The organism is Streptomyces sp. NPDC046915, assembly GCF_040644935.1.
GTDB lineage: Bacteria > Actinomycetota > Actinomycetes > Streptomycetales > Streptomycetaceae > Streptomyces.
The window spans coordinates 894879-921083 of sequence record NZ_JBEYXB010000001.1; the positions used below are offsets into that span (position 1 = coordinate 894879).

Here is a 26205-nt window from a genome sequence, read left to right on the forward strand (position 1 = left end):
ACGGGCGGTCCGCGCGGTGATGAACCGGCTCAGTCCTCGCCGCGGACGATGGTGCCGTCCTGACCCTGGGCCGCCTCCCGCGCGGCACCTCGGTCGAGAAGGGCGGGCAGACAGGTCCGCAGTCCCTTGCCCCGCCTCCGACGGGCCTTCGACCACCCCGTCTCGGGTATGCCTGCGACGGGTTTCTCACTGCTCTGCGCGGTCACGACGTCTCACTTCTTCCTTGCTGCCTTCTTGCGGCGCTCTTGCTGTCTTCTTGCCGCCTTTTCACGTACGGCCCCCGCCACCACCGCCGAACGATCCGCTCGAACCGGGTTCCCAGCGCGGGCGGCGCTGGTCGGCGGCACGCTTGGTCCCGGTGGGGTTGAGCTGGTGCGGGGTGAGCCGCTCGCTCCCGTCCGCCGCCCGGGGCACCTCGTCCCATGCGCGCACCTCGCGCTCCTCCTGCACCGGCCCGGAGACCGGACGCGTGGGCTGCTCCTCCGGCCGGGGCGGCCGCGGCTCGCTCCGGCGCACCCGGAAGCCCATCCGGAAGGCCCAGATCAGCCCGGCCACGACGGCGACGCCCACGACGAGGATGGCGATGTATCCGAAAGCAGAGACGGCTCCGGCGGCCTCGTTGATGGCAGTGTCCATGGACGGCGGGTACCCGGGCGGGCGTGGCGGATGCCTGGTTGGGCGGGCCCGGCGTGGCGCGGGTCGGCCGTTTCGTCCTGCGGAGTAGCGTCATTGGACGATGTCGGAACTACCCGAACTGTCAGAAATTTCGGACGACGGCGATGTCCTGGATCGGTACCGGGTCACCGCGCCCCGCCCCGGCCGGGCCGTGGTGCGCTGGGCCACGACCACCGACCACAAGGTGATCGGCCGGCTCTACATGGTCACGTCGTTCTGCTTCTTCCTCCTCGCCGGACTGCTGGCGCTCGCCATGCGCGCGGAGCTGGCCCGTCCGGGCCTTCAGTTCCTGAGTCTCCAGGGCTACGACCAGTTCGTCACGGTTCACGGCACGATCATGATGCTGCTGTTCGCGACGCCCATGTTCGCCGGGTTCGCCAACGCCGTCATGCCGCTCCAGATCGGCGCCCCGGACCTGGCCTTCCCCCGGCTGAACGCGCTGTCGTACTGGATGTACCTCTTCGGCGGCCTGATCGTGGTGTCGGGCTTCCTGGTGCCGGGCGGGGCGGCGGCGTTCGGCTGGTTCGCGTACGCGCCGCTGAACAGCGCCTACTTCTCCCCCGGCGCGGGCGGTGACCTGTGGGCGATGGGGCTGGTGGTGTCGGGCGTGTCGACGACCCTGACCGCGGTGAACTTCATCGCCACGATCATGTGCCTGCGCGCCCCCGGCATGACGATGTTCCGGATGCCGATCTTCACATGGAACGTGCTGTTCACCTCGATCCTGGTGCTGCCCGCGTTCCCGGTGCTGACCGCGACGCTGCTGGCGCTGGAGGCGGACCGGAAGTTCGGGGCACACGTGTTCGACGCGACGAACGGGGGCGCGCTGCTGTGGCAGCACCTGTTCTGGTTCTTCGGGCACCCGGAGGTCTACATCGTCGCGCTGCCGTTCTTCGGCATCGTCTCCGAGATCATCCCGGTCTTCTCGCGCAAGCCGCTCTTCGGATATCTGCCGATGATCGGGGCGACCATCGCGATCACCATGCTGTCCGCGGTGGTGTGGGCGCACCACATGTTCGCCACGGGCGCGGTGCTGCTGCCGTTCTTCTCGATCATGTCGTTCCTGATCGCGGTACCCACGGGGATCAAGTTCTTCGCGTGGATCGGGACCATGCACAACGGCTCCCTGTCGTTCGAGACGCCGATGCTGTGGTCGATGGGCTTCCTCGTGTCGTTCCTGCTGGGCGGACTGAGCGGGGTGCTGATCGCCTCGCCGCCGCTGGACTTCCACCTCACCGACTCGTACTTCATCGTGGCGCACCTGCACTACGTGCTGTTCGGCACGGTGGCGTTCGCGATGTTCGCCGGCTTCTACTTCTGGTGGCCCAAGTTCACCGGGAAGATGCTCGACGAGCGGCTCGGCAAGGTGCACTTCTGGCTGCTGTTCCCGGGGTTCCAGCTGACCTTTCTGGTGCAGCACTGGCTGGGTGAGTCCGGGATGCCCCGCAGGTACGGGAACTACCTCCCCGACGACGGCTTCACGCTGCTCAACACGATCTCCACGGCCGGGGCCTTCGTGCTCGGCGTCTCCACGCTGCCCTTCCTCTACAACGTCTGGCGCACCACGACCCGGGCGCCCCACGTCACGGAGGACGACCCCTGGGGGTACGGGCGGGGCCTGGAGTGGGCGACGTCCTGCCCGGCACCGCGGCACAACTTCGTGGCACTGCCCAGGGTGCGGTCCGAGTCGCCGGCCTTCGACCTGCACCACCCCGCGATCGTCAAGCAGGCGGAGGAGGAGGGGCTGCGGTGAAGGCAGAGGCGTTGCTGTTCGGCGGTGTCGCGCTGTTCTTCGCCGGGAGCGCCGCGCTCTACGGCGTGTGGTCGCGCGAACCGGCGGGCACGGCGGCCCTGATCGTCGCCTCCGGGATGGCGGCCGTGGTCGCCTTCTTCTGCGCGGTGCAGTACCGGCGCCGCGGGACACGGCCCCAGGACCGCAAGGACGCCGAGATCGCCGACGGCGCCGGGCCGGTGGAGTTCTTCCCGGACGAGAGTCACTGGCCGGTGCTCACGGCCCTGGGCTTCGCGCTGGCGGCCACCGGGGTCGTGTTCGGGCTGTGGCTGTTCCTCATCGGTCTCGGCGTGCTGGCGGCCGGTGTGTTCGGGATGGTGTTCCAGTACGCGCACCGGTGATCGGCCGTTTCGGGGCGCCGGGGCGGGAGGTGTCGACGGGGTGGTGGTCGGTCTCGTAGCCGCCGGCCACGGTCTGGCGGATCTCGCCGGTCGGTACTCCTTCCGCGAGACGGTGCCGCTCCGCCTCCACCAGGGCCAGGCACACCCACCGGGTCAGGAGGAACGCGGCCACCGGGGCCACCACCAGCGCGACGCGCAGCACCCAGGTCAGGGTGTTCACCGAGACCCGGAAGCTCTGGGCGACGATGTCGTTGGCGCCGGCCAGCAGCAGCACGCCGTAGAAGACGGTCCCGGCGACGCCCAGACCGGTCCGTACGGGACGCTCGCGCGACCGGTCGCACAGGTGCCGTTCCTGGTGCCACTCCCCCGTCAGGCGCTGCTCCACGAAGGGGTACGCGTACAGCACGAGGAACAGCAGGGCGGGCAGCACCACCGCGGGGAGCAGCACGTTCCACATGAAGGTGTGCCCGGCGACGTTCGTCTCCCACGGCGGTGTCAGCCGCAGCGCGCCCTCCAGGAAACCGACGTACCAGTCGGGCTGGGAGCCGGTGGAGACCAGGTCCGGCCGGTAGGGGCCGTAGACCCAGACCGGGTTGACCTGGGCGAGGCCGGCCAGCAGCACCAGCACGCCGGAGACGGTCAGGGACAGCCCGACGGAGGAGGCGGTGAACTGCGGGTAGAGCGGTTTGCCGAGGGCATTGGCGTTGTTCCGGCCCGGCCCGCGCCACTGGGTGTGCTTGAGGTGGAAGACCAGGATCAGGTGCACGGTGACCAGGGCGAGCAGCGCGCCGGGCAGCAGCAGGATGTGCACCGGGTACAGCCGGGTGATGATGTCGTGGCCGGGGAACTCGCCGCCGAAGACGAAGAAGCTGACGTACGTCCCCACCACCGGCAGGGAGGTCATGATGCCCTGCGCGATGCGCAGCCCGGTGCCGGAGAGCAGGTCGTCGGGGAGCGAGTAGCCGGCGAAGCCCTCGGCGAGGGAGAGCACGAACAGGGTGAGCCCGATGACCCAGTTCACCTCGCGGGGCCTGCGGAAGGCGCCGGTGAAGAAGACGCGCAGCATGTGCACGCCGATCGCGCCGACGAAGACCAGCGCCGCCCAGTGGTGCGCCTGCCGGATCAGCAGGCCGCCGCGCACCTCGAAGCTGATGTGCAGGGTGGAGTCGAACGCCGCCGACATGAGCACGCCCTGGAGCGGCGCATAGGGGCCCGTGTAGACGACCTCGCGCATCTCGGGTGCGAAGAAGAAGGTCAGCCAGACGCCGGTGAGCACCAGGACGAGGAGGCTGTAGAGCGCGAGTTCGCCGAGGAGGAAGGACCAGTGCTCGGGGAACGCCTTGCGCAGCAGCGACCCGGCCTCGACGGCCGGCAGCCGGGCGTCCACGGCGTCGGCGAGCCGTTCACCGCGGGACGCGCGCTCCGGTCCGGGCGAGGTCACGTCCCCTCCGGTTCCGCGGCGGCCCGCTGCACCTCCGCCTCGGTCTCGGTCCGGGACCTGCCCGTCTCCTTCGCGTACTCGCCGAGCGCCGTCTGCACCTCGCGGGCCAGGTCACGCCAGGCCCGCAGGGCCGTCTCGTAGGTCGACGACTGGGCGCCGGTCCACTGTGCCTGGGCCGGAGGGCCGTACGCCTCGCGCAGGGCCATGGCCCTCGCGTGCGCCGCCTCGGCCGCGCGCTGCTTCTCCACGAGCTCTTCGAAGGTGTGTGCCACGGCAGGACCCTAGGCAAGGCGGCGGTACGGACCCCGCCGACCTGCCGTAGGCACCCGCACCCACACCCGAGTGGCGGGGGCCCGCGCGGGTCAGCTGTCGAGCGCGAGTTCGGACCAGACCTGCTTGCCGCCGCTCACCGGGAGCGTGCCCCAGGCCGCCGACATGGCCTCCACGAGGAGGATGCCGCGGCCGCCGGTGGCCTCCCAGCCGACGCTGGTGGGCTTCATCGGGGTGCGGGGCGAGGCGTCGGTGACGGCGACGCGCATCCGGTGGCTGACGAGGGTGAGGTCCAGGCGGACCTGGCCGTCGGTGTGCACCAGGGCGTTGGTGACGAGCTCGGACACGACGAGCAGCACGGAGTCGATGTCCTCGGCGGGTACCTCCCACGCGCGCAGGGTCCGCCGGGTGAAGCGGCGGGCGTGCCGGACGGCCTCCGGGACCCGCCACACCGTCCAGCCCTCCCTGAGCGGGCGGACGGCCATGCCGTCGTAGCGCATCAGGAGCAGGGCGACGTCGTCCTCGCGGTGCGCGCCCGCGAGCAGCGCGTCGGCGACGAGGCCGAGGTGGGCGGGGTCGGAGGCGGACAGGTCGCGGGCGAGCCGGTCCATGCCGTCGTCGATGTCGTCCTCGGCGGACTCCACCAGGCCGTCCGTGGTCAGCGCGAGCACCGTGCCGGGCTGGAGCCGAAGCGGGGTCATCGGGAAGTCGGCCTGGGTGAGCACGCCCAGCGGCGGGCCGCCCTCCGTCTCCACGATGGTGGTCGAGCCGTCCGGGAGGCGCAGCACCGGTGGCAGATGTCCGGCCCGCACGCACCAGGCGGAGCCCTCCTCCATGTCGACGTCGATGTAGGCGCAGGTGGCGAAGAGGTCCGTCTCCAATTCCATCAGGAGGCGGTTGGCGTGGGAGACCACCACGTCCGGCGGGTGCCCCTCGGCCGCGTACGCGCGCAGGGCGGTGCGCATCTGGCCCATGAGGGTCGCGGCGCCCGCGTTGTGGCCCTGTACGTCGCCGATGACCAGGGCCACGTGGTTGTCGGGCAGCGGGATCACGTCGTACCAGTCGCCGCCGACCTCCAGCCCGGCGGTGGTGGGCAGATAGCGGGCGACGGCGACCCCGCCGGGCAGCTTGGGCAGGCGGCGCGGCAGCAGCGTGCGCTGGAGCATGCCGACGAGTTCGTGCTCGGCGTCGAAGGCGTGGGCGCGCATCAGGGCGTGACCGGCCAGCGTCGCCGCGGCGGTGAGCAGGGCGCGCTCGTCGGGGCCGAAGTCGTGCGGGTGGTCCCAGCCGATCAGGCAGGCGCCCGCCATCCGGCCCCCGGCGGGCAGCGGCAGCACGGCGAGGCCACCGGGGCCGACCTCGGCCAGGGCGGGCTCCAGGAAGGTGCCCGCGGGCCACATGTGGATGCGGCCCTCGCGCAGGGCGGCGGCCAGCGTGGGCATCGCCCGGACCGGGGCGTCGGGCCACTCGGTCCGCCACTCGGTGCGCCACAGCTCGGGCCAGACCTCCGGTTCGGGCGGGTCGAGGACGGTGACCACCAGACGGTCGTTCTCCAGCTCGGCCAGGGCGATCCGGTCGGCGTGCAGCGGCCTGCGCAGCGCGGCGACCACGGCCTGGCCGACGTCCTTGACGGTGCCGGCGGTGGCGAGCGCGGCGGCGAGACGCTGCACGCGGACCACGTCGGTGACGTCGGAGCGCAGCGCGGAGGCGTCCGCGACGGTGCCGGCCAGGCGGGCCGGCACCCCCTCGCCGCCGGGCAGCAGCCGGCCGCGCAGCCGCAGCCACCTGGGCGAGCCGGACGGCTGGAGGATGCGGAACTCCAGCTCACGGTCGCCGATGGACATGTGGTCGGCCTCGACGGCCGACATCAGCGCGGGCAGGTCCTCCGGCACGGTCCGGCCGAGCAGGGTCTCCACCTTGCCGTCGAACTCCGCCCGGTCGATCCCGAACAGCTCCAGGATCCCGTCGCCGACCTCGATGCGGCCGGTGTCCATGGCCAGGCCGAAGGCGTCGGCGGGCAGCTCGCCGGTGTCGGCGGCGGGGGCCGGGGCGCGCCAGGCGACGGCCTCCGCGATCAGTTCCAGGCAGGCGCGGTCCTCGGTGCCGAAGCCCCCGGGGCTCTCGGTGACGGCGACCAGGCAGCCCCCGGCGTCCATGGGAACCGGCAGGACGGCCAGGGAGAAGTCCGGGTAGGGGGTGCGCCGCGCCTCGGGACAGCCGGCGAGTTCCTCGGGCCCGAGCCACACCGGCCGCCCCCCGCGGTGGACCGCGGCGGCCGGGGACCGGCCGGCGGCGGGATAGCTGTCGCGCAGCCCGTACAGCGTGCGCGGCAGGCCGGCCGACTCCACGAGGCACAGGGAGACACCGTTCTCGCCGGGCGCGTACACCCCGGCGAACGCCGCACCGGCGAAAACGAGGGCCTGTTCGAGGACGCGGCGCAGCCGGTCGGGAGCACCAAGATCGGCGGTGACCGTTTCAAGGGCAAGTTCGGCACGCTCCGTCCTCGTTCTGCGCACCGCCGCACCCTCACTGACCACGTTCGCCATTACAGCGCTTATGGAGGCCCTGCGCAGCCCCTGTGACGGTTCGAGGGAGCCAGGGGCCGGCCGGCGCTCGAAACGCACCGAACATGTCTTGACGCATGCGTTCCGCACGGCGATCTCGTGACAGCGGTGACTGTCCGCGACCACCGGGGGCCTGGGAAGTTCGTTGCGGGCCAAGGAGGGGAAGGCATGGACAAGCGGTACGAGGTGTACGCGCTCGCCGACAGACACTTCTACGACACGCCCGACCGGCTGTCCGCGGCCGGTCCGGACGCCGCACCGCTGTACGACGCGGCGCGCCGCGAGGTCCCGGAGGGCTGGCACGCGGGGCGCACCGGCGACTGGCTGACGCTGACGCCGCTCGACGCGGACGGCGCGCCGGCGCCGTCCCCCGCGCAGGGCTGGAAGATCCATGCCTCGGCGACGCGGGCGGACGCGGAGCGGATCGCGGCGACCGTGTGGGACTACTGCGTGCCGCGGCGCATCCCGTTCAAGTTCGTGCCGGCCCCGCATCTGCTGCACCTGCGCAACGCCAAGTACGCGGGCCGCGACACCAGCGGCAAGTTCGTCACCGTCTACCCGGCCGACGAGGAACAGCTGCACCGGGTGCTGAACGAGCTCGGGGAACTGCTCGCCGGCTTCGAGGGACCGTACATCCTGACCGATCTGCGCTGGCACGACGGTCCGCTCTACGTCCGTTACGGCGCCTTCGCACGCGCCTATGTCGTCGACGAGCGCGGCTCGCTGGTCCTGGCGGTGCGCGACGGAGAGGGCCGGCTGGTGCCGGACCGGCGGGCGCCGTCCTTCCAGGTCCCCGAGTGGGTGACCCTGCCGTCCTTCCTGGAGCCGCATCTCGCGGCCCGCAACACCACGACGGTCGGCGAACTGCCGTACCGCATCGAGAAGGCACTGCACTTCTCCAACGGCGGCGGCGTGTACGCGGGCACCGACACCCGCGACGGGCGCCGGGTGGTGCTCAAGGAGGGGCGGCCGCACGCGGGGCTCGCCGCCGACGGCGTGGACGCGGTCGCGCGGCTGGAGCGCGAGAAGGCCGCTCTGGAGCGGGCCGCCGGGACCGGAGTGGTGCCCGAGGTGCGGGACTGGTTCGCCCTCGGCGACCACCGCTTCCTGGTGATGGACTTCCTGGAGGGACGGACGCTCAACTCCTTCTTCGCGGAGCGGCACCCGCTGCTGACCGCGGACCCGGACCCGAAGGCCGTCGCCGGCTACACGGCGTGGGCGCTGCGCATCCACCGGGCGGTCGAGGAGGCCGTCGAGGCGGTGCACGCGCGCGGGCTGGTCTTCAACGACCTGCACGTCTTCAACATCATGGTCGCGCCCGACGAGGAGTCGGTGTTCCTCATCGACTTCGAGGCCGCGGCCCCGGCCGAGGAGATGGGCCGCCAGGTCGTCGCCCACCCCGGCTTCTTCGCGCCGCCCGACCGCCGCGGCAAGGACGTCGACCGCTATGCGCTGGCCTGCTTGCGGCTGGCCCTGTTCCTGCCCGTGACCACGCTGTTCGTGGTCGACCGGGGCAAGGCGGCCCATCTCGCCGAGGTCGTCGCCGAGCAGTTCCCGGACGTGCCGCGCGCCTTCCTGGACGAGGCGGTCGCGGAGATCACCCGTAATCCGGCGGGCGCGGCCCGCGCGGTGGGGCCGATCCAGCCGGTGGAGCCCGGCGACTGGCCGTACAGCCGGGACTCCATGGTCAAGGCGATCCTCGCCTCGGCCACGCCGGAGCGCGACGACCGGCTCTTCCCCGGCGACATCGCGCAGTTCGACGACGGCGGCGGACTCGGCCTCGCGCACGGCGCGGCGGGCGTGCTGTACGCGCTGGCGGAGACCGGCGCGGGCCGCCACGAGGAGGGCGAGCGCTGGCTGCTGGCCCACACCGCACCGCCGCCGCCCGGCACCCCGCTCGGTCTGTACGACGGTCTCGCCGGCGTCGCCCATGTCCTCGACCGGCTAGGGCACCGGCAGCGCGCCCTGGACCTGGTCGACGCCATCCTCCGGGAGAGATGGCAGCGCCTCTCCTCCGACCTGCACGGCGGGCTGGCCGGCCTCGGCCTGGTCCTGGACGGGCTGGCCCGCACGACCGGCGAGCGGGAACTCGCCGAGCGGGCCGCCGAGGCCGCGGACCTCCTCGTCGGCCGCCTCGCCGAACCGGTCCCGGACAGCCCCAAACGGCGGGCGGGGCTGCTGCGGGGCGCCACCGGGCCGGCGCTGTTCCTGCTGCGGCGGTACGAGGCGACCGGCGAGCCCCGGCTGCTGGCGGCCGCCGCCGAGGCGCTGCGCCGCGATCTGGCGCGCTGCGTGGTGCAGGTCAGGACCGGCGGCCTGGAGGTGGACGAGGGCTGGCGGACCCTGCCCTACCTCGGTGACGGCAGCGCCGGCATCGGCCTGGTCCTCGACGACTTCCTCGCCCACGCCACCGGGGACACCGCGGAGTTCGAACAGGCCAGGGCCGGCATCCTCGCCGCCGCGACCTCCCGCTTCTACGCGCAGCCCGGCCTCTTCCAGGGCCGCGCCGGAATGATCCTCCATCTCAGCCGCACCACCGCGCCGGGCGCGACAGCGTCCCGGCTCGACGGGCAGATCGCCGGGCTCGGCTGGTTCGCCATGGCGTACCAGGGCCAACTGGCCTTCCCCGGGCACCAGATGATGCGGCTGTCGATGGACCTCGCCACCGGAACGGCCGGGTGCCTGCTCGCGCTCGCGGCGGCCCTCGACGGCGAGCACCCCGCGCACCTGCCGTTCCTCCCGCCGCCACCGGCGGCCCCCACCACGCGGCTCCGCGACCTGACGGAGTCGTGACACCACCCCCGTCCCCACCAAGGGGTTCAAGGGAACCGATGCACCACCGACGGAAGGACACCGAAATGGCACTCCTCGACCTTCAGACCATGGAGTCCGACGAGTACACCAACGGCGGCGCGAGCACGCTGAGCCTGCTCTCCTGCCACTCGGCGGCGAGCATCACCCTCTGCCTCTGACGCACACCGCGCCCATGGCTCCGGGCGGCCCTCTCCCACGGGAGGGGGACCGCCCGGGGCTTCACCCGTTGTCTCTTCGTCTCATCCTCGATGCCCGTCTCATCCTCGATGCCCGTTCTCTTCCGCGATGCTCGTCTCTTCCGCGATGCGAGGCCCGAAGCCCGATGACGACCCCCGACGACGACGACACGGTGGCCGCCCCGACCCGCACCCTGCTGCGCGGGGCGACCCGGCACGACGCGGCCCGCTGCGCCGCCCTGTGCGCGGTGAGCTGCGCCGGCACCGCCGCGGGCCTGCTGCTTCCGGCCGTACTGGGCCGGAGCCTCGACCTGCTGCTGGCGCACGGCCCGGCGGCCCGCTGGGTGTGGTGCTGCGCGGGGCTGGTGGTGGCGCTGGCCGTCCTCGACGGGTGCGAGAGCGTGCTGGCCGGCACCGTCGACGCGCGGGCCACGGCGTGGCTGCGGCGACGGTTCGCCGGGCACGTGCTGGCGCTGGGCCCGCGCGCCACGGACCGTTTCGGCCCCGGTGACCTCGTCGCCCGCCTGGTCGGCGGCGGCGCGCAGGCCGGGACGGCGCCCGGTGCCCTCGCCGCGCTGCTCGCCGCGCTCGCCGGGCCCGTGGGAGGCGTGGTGGCGCTCGGCCTGATCGACTGGCGCCTGGCCGTCGTCCTGCTCGCCGGCGCGCCGCTCCTCGCGCTGCTGCTGCGCGCCTTCGCCCGCGACACCTCGAGTTGCGTGGCCGACTACCAGCGGGTGCAGGGCGGGATCGCGGCGGCCCTGGCGGAGGCGGTCGGCGGCTCCCGCACGATCCGCGCGGCGGGCACCGAGCGGCGGGAGACGGCGCGGATCCTGCGGCCCCTGCCCGAACTGTCCCGCGCGGGGCACCGGATGTGGCGGGTGCAGGGCCGGGCCGCGGCGCGGGCGGTGGCCGTGGGGCCGCTGCTGCAACTGGCCGTCGTCGCGGTGGCCGGGTTCCTGCTCACCCGGCACCGGCTGTCCGTGGGCGAGGTGCTCGCCGCCTCCCGGTACGCCGTCCTCGCGGGCGGTGTGGGCGTACTCGTCGGCCGGGTCGCCGCGCTGTCCCGGGCGGGGGCGGCGGCGCGCCGGCTGGGCGAGGTGCTGGCCGAGCCCGCCCCCGCGCCCGGCACGCGCCGGCTGCCGCCCGGTCCCGGGGGCCTGCGGCTGTGCGGCGTCACCGCCCGGCGCGGCGGACGCACCGTGCTCGACGGCGTCGACCTGGAGGTCCCCGGCGGCACGACCCTCGCCGTGGTCGGCCGCTCCGGCGCGGGCAAGTCCCTGCTCGCGGCCCTCGCCGGGCGGCTGACCGACCCGGACTCCGGTGAGGTGCTGCTCGACGGCGTGCCGCTGCGCGACCTCGCGCACGACGACCTGCGGGCGGCCGTCTCCTACGCCTTCGAGCGCCCCGCCCTGCTCGGCACGACCATCGAGGACACCATCGCCCTGGGCCGGCCCTCGCTCGCTGCCGACCGGGTGCGTGCCGCCGCCCGCCGGGCCCGCGCCGACGCGTTCGTGCGCCGGCTGCCGCGCGGTTACGCCACCGCCTGCCGGGACGCCCCCCGCTCCGGCGGCGAGTCCCAGCGCCTCGGCCTCGCCCGGGCCTTCGCCCACGGCGGGCGGCTGCTGATCCTCGACGACGCCCTCTCCAGCCTCGACACGGTCACCGAGCAGCAGGTCACCGAGGCCCTGCTGAGCGGCGACGCGCGTCCCACCCGGCTGCTCGTCGCCCACCGCGCGGCGACGGCGGCCCGCGCCGATGCGGTGGCCTGGCTGGACGGGGGGCGGTTACGGGCGGTCGGGCCGCACGCGCGGCTGTGGCGGGACCCGGCGTACCGGGCGGTGTTCGGCGTCGAGGAGGGGGTGCCACGGTGACGGTGCGGGCGCTGGGACCGCTGCGGTGGCGGGTGCTGGCCCGGCTGGCCGGCTGGTCGGTGCTGGAGGCGGGGCAGACCTTCCTGGTCGGGTACGCGCTCGCGCGGGCCCTGGACGAGGGGTTCCTGGCCGGCCGGGCCCGGGTCGGACTGCTGTGGCTCGGCGTGGCGGCGCTGGGGGTGGCCGTCGGGGCGTTCGGGACCGGGCGGGTGTACGGGGCCGTCGCCGCGCTGGTCGAGCCGGTGCGGGACCGGCTCGTGGAGCGGGTGGTGGCGCGCGGGGTGCGGGAGGCGGACGGGGCGGCGCTGTCCGGGCTCACCCAGCAGGTGGAGATCGCGCGGGACACCCTCGCGGGACTGGTGATGGTCTCGCGTTCGTTCGTCTTCACCGCGGCAGGAGCTTCGGCGGGTCTTCTCTCCCTCTCCCCGCGGCTCCTGCTGGTGGTCGCGCCGCCCCTGCTCGCCGGGGTCGGTCTGTTCGCCGCGACGCTGCGTCCGCTGGCCCGGCGGCAGGAGGCCTTCCTCGTCGCCGACGAGGCCCTCGCCGAGCAGTGGGGCACGGTCTGCCCCGGGCTGCGCGACGTGACGGCGGCCGGCGCGGAGACGCAGACCGGTGCCGACCTGGGAGCCCACGTCGACGCCGAACTGCGGGCCGCCCGCTCGCTGGCCCGCTTCGGCGTCCTGCGGGTGGCGTCCCTGGCCCTCGGCGGACAGCTGCCCGTCGTCCTCCTCCTCGTCACCGCCCCCTGGCTCCTCGCCCACGACGTCACCCCCGGCGCCCTCGTCGGCGCCCTGGCCTACGTCACCCAGTCCCTCCTCCCCGCCCTGCAGAACCTCATCCACGGCCTCGGCACCAGCGGCTCCCGCCTGACGGTGGTCCTGCGCCGCCTGATCCCCCCGGAGGAGACACCCGCGGCGCCCGCCCGCCCCGAGGGCACACACGGGCAGCCGGCTCTCCCGCCCCTCCCGGCCCCGTCACCGGACGCCCTCGCCCTCGCCTCCGTCACCTTCGCCTACGGCCCCGCCAGTGAACCCGTGATCGACGGACTGGACCTCCGCGTGCCGGACGGAGGGCATCTCGCCGTCGTGGGGCCGAGCGGGATCGGGAAGTCGACGCTCACCGCTCTGGTCGCGGGGCTGCTGACCCCCGGGGACGGGGCGATCCGGGTGTACGGGCACCCCGTACCGGGCGAGGAGGCGACCGCGCGGCGGGTGCTGATCCCCCAGGAGGCGTACGTCCACACCGGCACCCTCGCCGAGAACCTGGGACACCTCCGCGCCGGCCCGGTGCCGGAGGAGGAACTGCTGGCGGCCGCCGACGCGGTCGGGCTCACGCCGGTGCTGGAGGCCCTGGGCGGGCCCCGCGCACAGGTCGAGCCGTCGGCGCTGTCCGCGGGCGAGCGGCAGCTGATCGCGCTGACCCGGGCGTATCTGTCCCGCGCGCCGCTCGCGCTGCTGGACGAGGCGACCTGTCATCTCGACCCGGAGGCGGAGGCGCGCGCGGAGCGGGCCTTCGCCGGGCGTCCCGGCGGCACCCTGGTGGTCGTCGCGCACCGCATCAGCTCGGCGCGCCGCGCGGACCTGATCCTGGTGATGGACGGCCGCCGCACGGCGTACGGCACCCATGACGAGCTGCTCACGGCCTCGCCGCTGTACCGGGACCTGGTCGGCGGCTGGACCCCCGCGTCGGCCGCCGGGCCGTCAGAGCCAGCCCTCCCCCTGTGAGATACGGATCGCGTCGATCCGGTTGCGCGCCCCCGTCTTGCGGGTGATCGCCGCCATGTAGTTGCGCACGGTCCCGTGGGACAGGTGCAGGCTGCCGGCTATCTCCGCGATGGACGCTCCCCCGGCCGCCAGCGACAGCACGCTCAGCTCACGCCGGGTCAGCGGCATCTGAGCGGCCTTGAGGAATCCGAAGCCCAGCGAGTCGTCGACGAAACGTTCCCCCTCGGCGACACGCCGGATCGCGCGCACAAGTCTCTCCGGCGCCCCCTCCTTGTCGACATAGCCCAGCGCCCCCGCCTCGACCGCCCGTCTCAGCAGGCCGGGCCGGTTCTTGCCGGCCAGCACGAGCAGGTGTGGCGGCGCGGAGCCGACGCCACGCGGGCACAGTTCGCCCAGTGGCGGCACGCCGAAGCCGTCCGCGTATTCCAGGTCCGCCGCGCACACGTCCGGCCGTAAGGACCGCACCCGTGCGGACGCGCCGCGCCACGACGTGTCCTCCACCCGTATATCGGGTTCCCGGCGCAACCACTCCGCCAGAACCGATCGCACCAGACACGCGTCGTGCACCAGAAGCACTCCGATCACTGCCGCCCCTTCGGCTCGCCGTACTTCGTCCAGGTGTTGAGCGCGTGCCCCATTGTTGACGGCCGTGACAGTTCGTTGGCGCGAAGAACCGGCCATCGGGGTGCGCGGGGGCGCACACACGGCGCTCGTACGCCGCCCCGCGCATCGACTGTGGGGGCATGGTCCGGGACGGACGGGGTAGAAGATGGCACCCACCGCCGGGGCGACTCACCGTGCGCCTGACTCGGTGACGAGGGAGCCTTGACCCCTGGGGATGCGACGCGCGGCCGTGCGAGGAGGTGGTCGGCGTGTCCGACGGGCAGACGTCCGGGCAGGCACCGGCCGCCGGCGAGTCGCGGGTCGGACAGCCGGTGCTGTCGGTGGCGCTGGCCGCGATGATGGACGAGGTCCACGCGCACTCGGGGGCGGTGTACCTGCTGGCGCCCGACCAGCCGGTGCTGGAGATGGCCGTGATGGCGGGGCTGCCCCGGGCCTTCGCGGCGCCCTGGGAACGGGTGGGGCTGAGCGCGCCGATCCCGGTCGCCGAGGCGGTGCGCGAGCGGCGGCTGGTCTGGGTGGGCGGCGAGGAGGACATGGCGCGCCGCTATCCGCGCATCGCGGTGGTGCTGCCGTACCCCTTCGCGCTGGCCGCCGTGCCCGTGGCGACCGCGGCCACCGTGTACGGCTCGGTGTTCGTGACCTGGCCCGGCTCGCACCCGCCGGAGCTGTCCGACTGGGAGCGGGAGCACCTGACGTCGGCCTGTGACCGGCTGGCGAGGCGCCTGGAGCGGGCCGCGCGGGCGAACCGCCCGCCGCGCCGCGAACCCGATCTGCTGGCGGCGCCGCCGCTGACCGGCGTGGCCGGCACGCTGGGCACGGTGGAGGCGGCCCGGATGGTGGCGCGGCTGCCGTACGGACTGATCTCGCTCGACCTGCACGGCCGGATCGCGTTCGCCAACGAGGCGGCCGGCGAACTGCTCGGCAAACCGGTCGGCGAGCTGCTCGGCACCCAGCCGTGGGCGTCGGTGCCCTGGCTGAACGACCCGATGTACGAGGACCGCTACCGGGCCGCGCTGATCAGCCAGCACATCACCTCGTTCGTGGCGCTGCGCCCGCCGGGTACCTGGCTGTCGTTCCGGCTGTACCCGAGCACGACCGGGCTGAGCGTGCGCATCAGCCGGGCCCGGGCGGTGGCGGAGCTGGCGCGGGACACGGCGAGGTCCGGCGACGCGGGCCCGGCCCGGCTGGTGACCATCTCCACGGTGCTGAGCCTGGCCGGTGCGCTGACCGAGGCGGCGGGCGTGGAGGACGTCGTGCAGCTGGTCGCGGACGAGATCGCCCCGGCCGTGGGCAGCACGGCGCTGGTGATGCTCGGCTCGCGGGGCGGCCGGCTGCACGTGCTGGGGCACCGCGGGTATGCGGACCCGCACGTCGTCGAGCGGTTCCACGGGGTGCCGGTGAGCGAGCGGACGCCCGGCACCCAGGCCCTCTCCAGCGGGGTGCCCGGCTTCTACGACTCCCAGGAGCAGCTGGAGCGTGTGTACCCGCGGCGGCAGGAGGCCTCGGACGGCTTCGCGGCCTGGGCGTACCTGCCGCTGATCGCCTCCGGGCGGCCGGTGGGCACCTGTGTGCTCGCCTACGGCGAACCGCACGTCTTCCCCCCGGAGGAGCGGGCCGTCCTGACGAGCCTGGGCGGCCTGATCGCGCAGGCCCTGGAGCGGGCGCAGCTGTACGACGCCAAGCACCGGCTGGCGCACGGCCTCCAGGAGGCCCTGCTGCCGCGCTCGCTGGCCCGGCTGCCGGGCCTGGAGGCGGCGGCGCGCTATGTGCCCGCGACCCACGGCATGGAGATCGGCGGCGACTTCTACGACCTGGTGCCCGCGCGTCCCCTGCCGGCGGCGGTGATCGGGGACGTCCAGGGGCACAACGTGACCGCGGCCGGGCTGATGGGGCAGATCCGCACCGGGGTGCGCGCGTACACGACGGTCGGCCAGCCGCCGCAGGAGGTCATGCGCGGCACCAACCGGCTGCTCATCGACCTGGGCGCCGACCTGTTCGCGAGCTGTCTGTACCTGCGGCTCGATCCGGCGCACGGCCGGGCCGTGATGTCCCGGGCGGGGCATCCGCCGCCGCTGCTGAGGCGCCCGGACGGGAAGGTGCGGGTGCTGGATCTGGCCGGGGGCCCGCTGCTGGGCATCGACGCGTCGGCGACGTACCCGACCACGCAGGTCTCCATCGCGCCCGGCTCCGTCCTCGTCCTCTACACCGACGGTCTCGTCGAGTCACCCGGCGTGGACATCGAGGACTCGCTCGCCGACCTGGGCGAACTGCTCACCGAGACCGGGGACCTGCCCCTGGACCTGCTGGCCGACGAACTGGTCCGGCACAGCCCGGCCGCCCGGCAGCGGGGCGACGACGTGGCGGTGCTGCTGCTGCGGGCGCTGGGAGAGCGGTAGGGGAAGCAGGGGCCGGGAACGACGACGCGGCCCGGCCCTCCCGCCGGAGGGCCGGGCCGTTCACCGTCGGCCGGAACCGCCGGGTGAGGCCGATCTGTGGGCCTGTGTGAGACCCGGTCAGTGGGACTCGGTGGACGACGAGCCGTTGCCGGCACCGTTGCCGGACTGGTTGCCGTTACCGGACTGCTCGCCGTTGCCGGACTGCTCGCCGGTACCGGCCTGGCCGTTGCCGGACTGGCCGGCGCCGCTCTGGTCGCCCGCCGTCGCGGACGGGTCGGCGGTGGCGCCGGACTGGTCACCCGCACCGGCCCCGGCACCCGCACCCGACTGGTCGCCGGCCCCGGCGCCCGCACCCGACTGGTCGCCGGCACCGGCCTGGTCGCCCGCCGAGGCGGACGGGTCGGCGCTGCCGCCCACCGCGTCGCCGCCCGCCTGGTCGCCCGCACCCGCACCGGCACCCGCACCGGCACCGCCGTCGCCGAGGGTGGCGCCGGTGGCCTGGAGGGCGGCGGTGACCGGCTGGAAGAAGGTCTCACCGCCGGCGGTGCAGTCGCCGCTGCCGCCGGAGGTGAGGCCGACCGCGCCGCCGTCCTGGGTGAACAGGGAGCCACCGCTGTCGCCGGCCTCGGCGCAGACGTTGGTCTGGATCAGGCCGTTGACGGTGTCGACGCCGCCCGGGTCGGTCTCGCTCTGGAAGTTGACGGTGGCGTCGAGACCGGTCACCTGGCCGTTGTGCAGACCCGTGGTGGAGCCCATCCGGAACACCGTCTCGCCGACCGTGGCGTCCTGGGCCTGGGTGATCTGGACGGTCTGGCCGTTGCCCGCGTTGACCTCGCTGGGCGCCTGGGTCTGGGCGTCGTTGTACTTCACGAGCGAGAAGTCGCTGGCCGGGAAGGTGGCCTGGTCCACGGTGGCGATGGGCTGGCCGTTCTGGGAGTCGGACCAGTCCTTGGCCGCGACTCCGCAGTGACCGGCCGTCAGGAAGGCGGGGCTGCCGTCCTTGGCCTTGACGTTGAAGCCGAGGGAGCAGCGGACGTTGCCGTTCTGCACCTGGGAGAAGATGGCGTCGCCGCCCGAGACCTTCGTCGTGAACTTGCCCGCGGACTTCTTGAGCGTCGCCATGTCGGAGCCGAGGCCCTTGACGGTGGACTCCACCCGGTCCCACTTGGCACCGGTGACGGAGCTGTCGGCGGTGACGACGACCTTGTTCGTCTTGGGGTCGAGTGCCCAGGCGGTGCCCGGGACGGTCGCCTTGGCCTTGAGGGTCTTGGCGGCGGCCTGGAGTTCGGCCGTGCTGTTCTGGACCTGGCGGACGGCCGCGCCCGCCTTCTTCGCCTGGAGGATCACGTTGTTGTCGCCGCTGACCAAGTTGACGACGAGCTGCTTGCTGTTGCTGTCGTAATAGGAGCCGGCGAGGGCGTCGCCGAGCAGCTTCTGCAACTGCGAAGCGAGATCCGAGGCGTCCGACGCCTTGAGAACCTTGGGGCCGGCGGCGGAGGTGTCACCCGAGGCGCCGTTCTGGGACGCGTTGGCCATCGGCAGCAGGAAGGCCGCCGCTCCGAGCGCCGCAACGCCGCCCACCGCTATCGCGGCCTTGCGCTTCGGCATTCGCTTGTGACTCAAACTACTCGACCTCCTGGAAACGGGGGGTCTGCCACCGTGGGGCAGTGCCGCTGTGGGGCAGTGGATCGTGGGCGCCTGGTTGGCAGTTGGTACGCAGCGGGTGCGCGGAGCGTTCAATTGCTTTTGCCAAAAACCTTTGCGCGACGGTGAATCGGCCGGACGAGGTTGAGTTCCGCGTGTCGCCGGGCCGGCCCGGGAACAATCCCCCATATGACGATGACCACCGCCGAAGCCGACAAGATCCTCTCCGCCAACTTCGCGCCCTGGGTGCTCGACCTCGGGCTGACCGTCGAGGCGGTGGGCGAGGACCGCGCGATCCTGCGTCTGCCCTGGTCGGACCGGCTGGCGCGGGAGGGCGGCGGGCTGTCCGGGCAGGCGCTGATGGCGGCGGCCGACACGGCCACGGTGGTCGCGGTGTCGGCCGCTCGCGGTGCCTTCGTCCCGATGACGACGGTCCAGCAGTCGACGTCCTTCCAGCGGGCGGTGACCGGTTCGGATGTCCTGATCACGGCGGTGCTGACCAAACTGGGCCGCCGGACGGCGTTCGCGGACGTCACGATGACCGACGCCGAATCGGGCGGACTCGCGGCCCACGCGAGCACGGTGTACGCCCTTCTGGGCTGAACACGCTCAGCGACGGCCTGGAAACGGTCTGTTCAGAACAGTGAGCGGAATCCCTGCTTCAGGGAATCTGCACATCGATTACCCAAGCGGGTCACGGCGTACGGGAGATCTGCACAAGTGCGCGCCCCCGGCCATGCCATTGGCGCGGAGTGCCCGATTTCGCCGCGGCCGGGGCAAGGGCTCGTACGCGACGATGTCGTGCAGCGTGTGAAGGAGTCGCCGACAAGCGGTGCGCACACCTGCACGGATGGGACCGACGGAAGGTCAAGTGCGCAGGTGAGAGCGGTGGTTGATTGGAACCGCGAGCCACGTGCGTGCTTTGATCCATCGCACCGCGGGGGCCGCTGAGGGCTTCCGGAACGGGCGTCCGGCGTCCGCGGTCGCGGCGGTCCATCTGTCCCCAGAGGGGGCCGCTCCCCCCTTGTGAAATATCCATATGAAGGGAAGTTCCACCATGAACTCCACCCCCCAGGTCGAGACCGTCGAGATCTCCGACGCCGAGCTCGACAACGTCTCCGGCGGCCTTTCCGTGAACGCCCTGAACAGCGCCACCGGCGCCCTGAACGGCATCGCCCCGGTTTCCGGCCTGAGCGACACGGCCATCGGCACCGTCGAGGGCGTCACCGGCCTGAACACCCAGCCGCTCACCGGCCTGGTCGCCGGTCTCTGATCGCACCTCGTTGCCGATGAGTCCCGGAGCCGCCCCCCGGCTCCGGGACTCATCGATGCCGTAACAGTCCCACCCACAGGTGAGGGATAGTCCCGTGCAGTTCCGCCAACAGGCCCTCGCCAAGCTCCAGTCGCCGGAAGAGCTGGACCTTCCGGTGCGGCTGGCCCGCCCCCAGGGCTGGCTCGCGCTGTCCGTCTCGCTCCTCGCCGTGGCGGCCGCCTCCGTCTGGGCGGTGACCGGCTCGGTCGCCTCCACCGTCGGCGCGCCCGCCATCCTCACGCACGCCGAGGGCAGTTACGTCCTCCAGAGCCCGGTCGCGGGCCAGGTCACCGCCGTACTCGCCAAGCAGGGCGAACGACTGCGGGCCGACGCACCCGTCCTGAAGGTCCGCACGGCCCAGGGCGAATCGGTCGTCCGCACGGTCGCCGCCGGCCGGGTCACCGCGCTGGCCGCCACCATCGGGCAGATCATCCAGACCGGCGCGAACGTCGCCGCCGTCGAGAAGGTCGCCCACACCTCAGACCCGCTGTACGCGACGGTGTACGTCCCCGCCGAGAACGCCGCCTCGATCCCCGCGCACGCCCCGGTCGACCTGACCGTGTCGTCGGTGTCCACGCAGGAGTACGGGGTGCTGCGCGGCCATGTGAAGTCGGTGGACCGCACCGCCCAGTCCGCCCAGTCGATCGCCGCGTTCCTCGGGGACGCCCAGCTGGGCGAGCAGTTCACCAAGAAGGGACGCCCGGTGGCGGTACTCGTCGAGCTCGACAGGTCCTCGGGGTCCAGGAGCGGTTACCGGTGGAGCTCTGCCGAGGGGCCGCCGTACGCGCTCGACTCCATGACCCTGGCCACCGGTTCGATCCGGCTGACCGACCAGCGTCCCGTCGATTGGCTGCTCCCGTGACGACCGCCCAGGAAACCCGCGGCAGACGCCGGGCCGCCCCGCCCCGGCGCACGGTCCCCAAGAGCCGGGGCCGGGCCGTCCGCACCCCCACCGTGCTCCAGATGGAGGCCGTCGAGTGCGGCGCCGCCTCCCTCGCGATGGTCCTCGGCCACTACGGCCGGCACGTCCCGCTGGAGGAGCTGCGCATCGCCTGCGGCGTCTCCCGGGACGGCTCGCGGGCCAGCAACCTGCTGAAGGCGGCGCGCGGTTACGGCCTGACCGCCAAGGGCATGCAGATGGACCTGGCCGCCCTCGCCGAGGTGCAGGCCCCGGCCATCCTGTTCTGGGAGTTCAACCACTACGTCGTCTACGACGGCATGGGCCGCCGCTTCGGCCGCCGCGGGGTGTACGTCAACGACCCCGCCAAGGGCCGCCGTTTCGTGCCCCTGGAGGAGTTCGACGGAAGCTTCACCGGGGTCGTCCTGGTGATGGAACCGGGCGAGGACTTCGTGCGGGGCGGGCGCAGGCCCGGCGTCCTCGGTGCCATGCCGGCCCGGCTGCGCGGCACCGCGGGCACGCTGCCCGCGGCCGTCCTGGCGAGCCTGCTGCTGGTGGCGGTCGGCGCGGCGGTGCCCGCGCTGAGCCGCACCTATATCGACATGTTCCTGATCGGCGGTCAGACCTCGCTGCTGGGCGTGCTGTTCACGTCGATGGGCGCGTGCGTGCTGCTGACGGTGGTGCTGACCTGGCTGCAACAGGCCAATCTGCTGCATGGCCGGATCGTCTCCTCCACCCTCTCCAGCGCCCGCTTCCTGCGCCATCTGCTGCGGCTGCCGGTGACCTTCTTCGCCCAGCGCAGCCCGGCCGACCTGGTGCAGCGGCTCCAGTCCAACGACCAGGTCGCCGAGACCCTGGCCCGCGACCTCGCGGCGGCCGGCGTGGACGCGATCGTGGTCGTGCTGTACGCGCTGCTGCTGTACACCTACGACCCGCAGCTGACGTTCGTCGGCATCGGCGTGGCCCTGTTCAACGTGGTGGCGATGCGGTTCGTCGTACGGCTGCGCGCCACCCGCACCGCCAAGCTGCGCGCGGACACCGCGCGGCTGACCAACACCTCGTACACCGGGCTTCAGCTGATCGAGACGATGAAGGCGACCGGCGGCGAGGACGGCTACTTCCGCAAGTGGGCCGGTCAGCACGCCACCACGCTGGAGGAGCAGCAGCGGCTCGGTGTGCCCAGCGCGTGGCTGGGCGTGGTGGCCCCGACGCTCGCCACCCTCAACAGCGCGCTGATTCTCTGGATCGGCGGGATGCGCGCCGTCGAGGGCCATATCTCGGTCGGTCTGCTGGTCGCCTTCCAGGCGCTGGTCACCCGCTTCACCGCCCCGCTGACCCGGCTCAACGGCGTCGCGGGCCGCATCCAGGACTTCGCGGCCGACGTGGCCCGTCTCAAGGACGTCGAGAACTTCCAGGCCGACCCGCTCTACGCCCGTCCGGGCGGCGCCGACTCCACCCGGCGCCTGCACGGGCACGTCGAGCTCGCGAACATCGCGTTCGGCTACAGCCCCCTCGACAAGCCGCTGCTCACCGGCTTCGACCTCACCGTCGGCCCGGGTCAGCAGGTCGCGCTGGTCGGCGGTTCGGGCAGCGGCAAGTCGACCGTCTCCCGGCTGATCTCGGGGCTGTACACGCCCTGGGAGGGCGTGATCCGCATCGACGGACAGCGTCTGGAGGACATCCCGCGCGGGGCGCTCGCGGCCTCCGTCTCCTTCGTCGACCAGGACGTGTTCCTCTTCGAGGGCTCGGTCCGCGACAACGTGGCCCTGTGGGACCCGTCGGTCCCGGATGACGCCGTGGTGGAGGCCCTGCGGGACGCCGGTCTGTACGACGTGGTCATGCGCCGTCCCGGCGGCATCCAGAGCAAGGTCGAGCAGGACGGCCGGAACTTCTCCGGCGGACAGCGTCAACGCCTGGAGATCGCGAGGGCGTTGGTACGGCGGCCCAGCATCCTCGTGCTCGACGAGGTGACCAGTGCGCTGGACGCGGAGACCGAGCAGATCGTGATGGACAACCTGCGCCGGCGCGGCTGCGCCTGTGTGGTGATCGCCCACCGGCTGAGCACCGTGCGCGACAGCGACGAGATCGTCGTGCTCCAGCACGGCACGGTCGTCGAACGCGGGCGGCACGCCGAGCTGGTGGCGCGCGGCGGTGCGTACGCCGCGCTGGTCAGGGAGCGGTGAGATGACGTCCGTACCCGAAGGCGACCTGGTACTCGGCGCGCTCGGCGCGCTGGGCACGCCCATCGACTGCACCGGTCTGAACCGGCTGGACCTGGAGGGTCCGCAGGTGCTGTGGCTGGTCGCGGCGGGCGCCGTGGACCTGTTCGCAGTGGACGCCGGGCAGCAGGGCCACTGGCATCACCTCGGCCGTCTGGAGGCGGGCTCGCTGCTGCTCGGCCCGGTCCCCGGACCGCAGCACACCCTGGTCGCCCGCCCGTTGCGCGACTGCGTGGTGCACCGTATCGGGCTGCGCGAGCTGTACCAGCCCGCGTCCACCCAGACCTGGTCGTACGACGAGTACGGCAACCCGCAGTACGTGCCGCCGACGACCAGCCCGCTGGAGTACGCCCTCGCACTCGGCGTCGGCCGCAGCCTGTCGGTCCTCTTCCAGGCACCGATGGCCGGCGACCCGGCCTCCGGGGATGGGGGTGCCCCCGCGCGAGCGGATTCGAGCGTGGGGGACGACGAGGACGTGTTCTGGATGCAGGTCCCGCCGGGCAGCGTGCAGTACGGGTCGCTGTACGGCGCCGAGGCCGCCGCCGATCTGCTGATGGACCCCGCCGTGTGGCAGAGCATGGTCGACCAGCAGTACCGGCTGCTGACCACCCTCGACCGGTGGATCGAGCAGCTGGAGCGCACCCACGAGACGCGCACCGCGGCCGGGATCAAGGCCGGTGAGGCGGTCCGCGCGCAGGCCGACCGCACCCTCCTCGCGTCCATCGGCAGGCCCTCGGCCAAGCGCACCACGCCCGCCGACGCCGACGCCGGCTACGCGGCCTGCAAGCTGGTCGCCCAGGCCGCCGGGATCACCCTCGCCGAGCCCGCGCAGAGCGGCACCGGCGGGGACCGTCTCGACCCGGTGGACCAGGTGGCGCTGGCGTCCCGGGTGCGCACCAGGGCGGTGCGGCTGGACGGCCGCTGGTGGCGGGAGAACGTCGGGCCGCTGGTGGGGCACCGGGCCCTGTCGGGGGCGCCGGTGGCGCTGCTGTGGCGGCGCGGCGGCTATGTGGCGGTGCATCCGGCGACGGGCCGGGAGACGCCGGTCGAGAAGGCCAACGCCGAGGAGTTCGAGCCGCGCGCGGTGATGTTCTACCGCCCGCTGCCCGAGCGGCGTCTCGGCCCGCTCGGACTGCTCCGGTTCAGCATGCGCGGCACCCGCGGTGACCTGCTGAACCTGTTGCTCGCCGGGCTGGTGACCGTGGCCATCGGCGCGCTGGTGCCGATCGCCACCGGCAAGGTGCTCGGCGAGTACGTGCCCAAGGCCCAGCAGGGGCTGATCGTCCAGGTCTGCCTGGCGGTGATGATCAGCAGTGTGGTGGCGGCCGCGTTCATGCTCCTGGAGAACCTGACCATCCTCCGGCTCGAGGGCCGTATCGAGGCCACGCTCCAGCCGGCCGTCTGGGACCGGCTGCTGAGGCTGCCGACGAAGTTCTTCACCCGGCGCTCGACCGGCGAACTGGCGAGCGCGGCCATGGGCATCAGCGCGATCCGCCGGCTGCTCGCGGGCGTCGGTCCGGTGGTCGCCCAGTCGGTGACCGTCGGTGTGATGAACCTCGGCCTGCTGTTCTGGTACAGCGTGCCGATGGCGATGGCGGCGATCGGCATGCTCGTGGTCATCGGCGCCGTGTTCCTGGGGCTCGGCCTGTGGCAGGTGCGCTGGCAGCGGCGTCTGGTGGTGCTCGGCAACAAGCTGAACAACCAGGCGTTCCAGACCCTGCGCGGCCTGCCGAAGCTGCGGGTGGCGGCGGCGGAGAACTACGCGTACGCGGCCTGGGCGGGCGAGTTCGCGCGCAGCCGCGAGTTGCAGCAGAAGGTCGGGCGGATCAAGAACCTCACCACGGTGCTGGGTTCGGTGTACCTCCCGGTGTGCACCCTGCTGATGTTCATGCTGCTGGCGGGCCCGGCCAGGGGTGCGATGTCGGCGGCGGCGTTCCTCACCTTCAACACCTCGGTGACCATGCTGCTCACCTCGGTCACCCAGCTGACCGGCGCCTTCGTCTCGGCGGTGGCCGCGCTGCCGCTGTTCGAGGAGATCAGGCCGGTGCTGGAGGCGAGCCCCGAGGTGCGCGCCGCGAGCACCCGGCCCGGCCCGCTGTCCGGGGCCGTCGAGGCGCGGCGGCTGTCCTTCCGGTACGCCGACGACGGTCCGCTGGTCCTGGACGACGTGTCGTTCGAGGTCCGGCCGGGCGAGTTCGTGGCGGTCGTCGGCCCCAGCGGCTGCGGCAAGTCCACGCTGCTGAGGCTGCTCATCGGCTTCGACAGGCCGGTGTCCGGGAGCGTGCTGTACGACGGCCAGGACCTCGCCGCCCTCGACCAGTCGGCGGTTCGGCGGCAGTGCGGGGTGGTGCTCCAGCACGCCCAGCCGTTCACCGGCTCGATCCTGGACGTCATCTGCGGCACCGAGCCTTACACGCCGGAGGAGGCGATGGCGGCGGCGGAGCTGGCGGGGCTCGCGGAGGACATCCAGCGCATGCCGATGGGCCTGCACACGATCGTCTCGGGCAGCGGCGCGGTCTCCGGCGGGCAGCGGCAGCGCCTGATGATCGCCCAGGCGCTGATCCGCCGGCCGCGCATCCTGTTCTTCGACGAGGCGACCAGCGCCTTGGACAACGACACCCAGCGCACGGTCATCGACAGCACGCGCAAGCTCAACGCGACCCGGATCGTCATCGCCCACCGCCTGTCCACGGTGCTGGACGCGGACCGGGTGATCGTGATGGAGGACGGCAAGGTCATCCAGCAGGGGCCGCCCGCCGAACTCCTCGCGGACACCGGCGGACGGCTGCACGAGCTGGTGCGGCGGCAGCTGGCCTGAGGGGTCAGCCGAGGCCGGGCACGGGCGCGCCGGAGGGGAAGCCGGCCTCGACGTAGCCGTCGTAGAAGTCCTTCCACAGCACGCCCGGCCCGGCGTGCGGTCCCTCGGCCGTCTCCCCGCGCGCCTTGGCGTCCAGCGCGGTCAGGCAGACCTCCCAGCCGGCGGCGTTGCGGGCGGCGGCGTCCGCGGCGGACAGGACGTCGGTGAGGGTGAGGCCGGTACGGCCGTCGCCGGCGTCCGTGAGGTCGAAGCGCAGTTCCTCACCGCCCCATTCGAAGGACAGGTGCTGGGGCGGGGCGACGGCGATCACCCGGCCCGTCGACGCGGGCATGTTCGGATCGCCGCTGAACCGGATGGTGCCGCCGGGGCGCAGCTCCATCTCGGCGCGGGAGGGGAACCACTGCGCGAGTTCGCCGGGGTCGGTCAGGAAGCGCCAGACATGGCCGGCCGGGTGGGTGTAGGTGCGGTGGAAGCGGACGGCCGGACGGCCGTCGTCCACCACGAGTTGGGTTCCGGTGAGTTCGGCGGACATGGCGGATCACTCCTTCGGCAGCGAAACGAAACTTTGCCGTTTCGCAGAATCTGGTCTAGCCTCGGGCGAGTAGGTGTACGAAACCGTTTCGTTT

20 protein-coding genes are annotated in these 26205 nt (G+C 73.1%); 12 read left to right on the top strand and 8 right to left on the bottom strand.

The features are described from left to right. Window positions 1-29 precede the first annotated feature (29 nt). A complete protein-coding gene (locus ABZ915_RS03950; protein WP_361795270.1) occupies window positions 30-206 on the bottom strand; it encodes a hypothetical protein in 177 nt (58 codons plus the stop codon). A gap of 61 nt (window positions 207-267) precedes the next feature. Continuing rightward, the gene (locus ABZ915_RS03955; protein WP_361795273.1) at window positions 268-636 is read right to left on the bottom strand and encodes a DUF6479 family protein; all 369 of its coding nucleotides are present in this window, start codon (window positions 634-636) and stop codon (window positions 268-270) included. A gap of 193 nt (window positions 637-829) precedes the next feature. On the opposite strand from ABZ915_RS03955, the gene ctaD reads away from it, so the two are divergent. Beyond that, window positions 830-2428, top strand: a complete 1599-nt coding sequence (ctaD, locus tag ABZ915_RS03960; protein WP_361795832.1) for a cytochrome c oxidase subunit I — start codon at window positions 830-832, stop codon at window positions 2426-2428. Further along, window positions 2425-2808 (top strand): cytochrome c oxidase subunit 4, encoded by a 384-nt coding sequence (locus tag ABZ915_RS03965; protein WP_361795276.1) that lies wholly within the window; start codon window positions 2425-2427, stop codon window positions 2806-2808. The genes ctaD and ABZ915_RS03965 overlap by 4 nt, the downstream gene beginning before the upstream one ends. Here ABZ915_RS03965 and ABZ915_RS03970 read toward each other — a convergent pair. The 3 genes from ABZ915_RS03970 to ABZ915_RS03980 all read right to left on the bottom strand — a co-directional run bounded on the left by ABZ915_RS03970 (window position 2744) and on the right by ABZ915_RS03980 (window position 7065). Next, the gene (locus ABZ915_RS03970; protein ID WP_361795279.1) at window positions 2744-4249 is read right to left on the bottom strand and encodes a ubiquinol-cytochrome c reductase cytochrome b subunit; all 1506 of its coding nucleotides are present in this window, start codon (window positions 4247-4249) and stop codon (window positions 2744-2746) included. The two genes, ABZ915_RS03965 and ABZ915_RS03970, sit on opposite strands and share 65 nt — an antisense overlap. Further along, on the bottom strand, window positions 4246-4521 hold the full coding sequence (locus tag ABZ915_RS03975) for a hypothetical protein (protein ID WP_361795282.1): 276 nt from the start codon (window positions 4519-4521) through the stop codon (window positions 4246-4248). Before ABZ915_RS03975 ends, ABZ915_RS03970 begins: the two co-directional genes overlap by 4 nt. A gap of 90 nt (window positions 4522-4611) precedes the next feature. Next, complete coding sequence (locus ABZ915_RS03980) at window positions 4612-7065, bottom strand: SpoIIE family protein phosphatase (protein ID WP_361795285.1); 2454 nt, start codon at window positions 7063-7065, stop codon at window positions 4612-4614. Window positions 7066-7251: 186 nt separating this feature from the next. Between ABZ915_RS03980 and lanKC the strand changes: the two genes are divergently transcribed. From lanKC to ABZ915_RS04000, 4 genes are all read left to right on the top strand, one after another. Then, entirely contained in the window at window positions 7252-9876 is a 2625-nt protein-coding gene (gene lanKC / locus ABZ915_RS03985) for a class III lanthionine synthetase LanKC (RefSeq protein ID WP_361795288.1), read from the top strand. A gap of 65 nt (window positions 9877-9941) precedes the next feature. Next, entirely contained in the window at window positions 9942-10055 is a 114-nt protein-coding gene (locus ABZ915_RS03990) for a SapB/AmfS family lanthipeptide (protein WP_361795291.1), read from the top strand. Between the two features lie 164 nt (window positions 10056-10219). Further along, on the top strand, window positions 10220-11944 hold the full coding sequence (locus tag ABZ915_RS03995) for an ABC transporter ATP-binding protein (RefSeq protein ID WP_361795294.1): 1725 nt from the start codon (window positions 10220-10222) through the stop codon (window positions 11942-11944). Then, a complete protein-coding gene (locus ABZ915_RS04000) occupies window positions 11941-13668 on the top strand; it encodes an ABC transporter ATP-binding protein (RefSeq protein ID WP_361795297.1) in 1728 nt (575 codons plus the stop codon). Before ABZ915_RS03995 ends, ABZ915_RS04000 begins: the two co-directional genes overlap by 4 nt. Here the strand turns inward: ABZ915_RS04000 and ABZ915_RS04005 are convergent. Beyond that, window positions 13645-14253 (bottom strand): response regulator transcription factor, encoded by a 609-nt coding sequence (locus tag ABZ915_RS04005; protein ID WP_361795300.1) that lies wholly within the window; start codon window positions 14251-14253, stop codon window positions 13645-13647. The genes ABZ915_RS04000 and ABZ915_RS04005 overlap by 24 nt on opposite strands. 278 nt (window positions 14254-14531) lie before the next feature. On the opposite strand from ABZ915_RS04005, the gene ABZ915_RS04010 reads away from it, so the two are divergent. Further along, window positions 14532-16688, top strand: a complete 2157-nt coding sequence (locus ABZ915_RS04010; RefSeq protein ID WP_361795303.1) for a SpoIIE family protein phosphatase — start codon at window positions 14532-14534, stop codon at window positions 16686-16688. A gap of 117 nt (window positions 16689-16805) precedes the next feature. On the opposite strand, the gene ABZ915_RS04015 is transcribed toward ABZ915_RS04010, so the two are convergent. Further along, on the bottom strand, window positions 16806-18296 hold the full coding sequence (locus ABZ915_RS04015) for a S1 family peptidase (RefSeq protein WP_361795835.1): 1491 nt from the start codon (window positions 18294-18296) through the stop codon (window positions 16806-16808). 225 nt (window positions 18297-18521) lie between these two features. Here ABZ915_RS04015 and ABZ915_RS04020 point away from each other — a divergent pair, with 225 nt between their 5' ends. The 5 genes from ABZ915_RS04020 (at window position 18522) to ABZ915_RS04040 (ending at window position 25579) form a co-directional block, all read left to right on the top strand. Further along, window positions 18522-18935, top strand: a complete 414-nt coding sequence (locus tag ABZ915_RS04020) for a PaaI family thioesterase (protein WP_361795306.1) — start codon at window positions 18522-18524, stop codon at window positions 18933-18935. Window positions 18936-19389: 454 nt separating this feature from the next. Beyond that, window positions 19390-19605, top strand: a complete 216-nt coding sequence (locus ABZ915_RS04025; RefSeq protein ID WP_361795309.1) for a type A2 lantipeptide — start codon at window positions 19390-19392, stop codon at window positions 19603-19605. A 94-nt stretch (window positions 19606-19699) separates the two neighbouring features. Next, window positions 19700-20506 carry an HlyD family efflux transporter periplasmic adaptor subunit gene (locus ABZ915_RS04030; RefSeq protein ID WP_361795312.1) on the top strand — a complete coding sequence of 269 codons (807 nt, stop codon included), beginning with the start codon at window positions 19700-19702 and terminating at the stop codon, window positions 20504-20506. Continuing rightward, window positions 20503-22725: an NHLP family bacteriocin export ABC transporter peptidase/permease/ATPase subunit gene (locus ABZ915_RS04035; RefSeq protein ID WP_361795314.1), complete on the top strand. Its 2223-nt coding sequence runs from the start codon at window positions 20503-20505 to the stop codon at window positions 22723-22725. Before ABZ915_RS04030 ends, ABZ915_RS04035 begins: the two co-directional genes overlap by 4 nt. 1 nt (window position 22726) lies before the next feature. After that, window positions 22727-25579, top strand: coding sequence for an NHLP bacteriocin export ABC transporter permease/ATPase subunit (locus ABZ915_RS04040; RefSeq protein ID WP_361795317.1), 2853 nt, complete (start codon window positions 22727-22729; stop codon window positions 25577-25579). 4 nt (window positions 25580-25583) lie between these two features. On the opposite strand, the gene ABZ915_RS04045 is transcribed toward ABZ915_RS04040, so the two are convergent. Continuing rightward, entirely contained in the window at window positions 25584-26111 is a 528-nt protein-coding gene (locus tag ABZ915_RS04045; protein WP_361795320.1) for an SRPBCC family protein, read from the bottom strand. Between the last annotated feature and the right edge of the window lie 94 nt (window positions 26112-26205).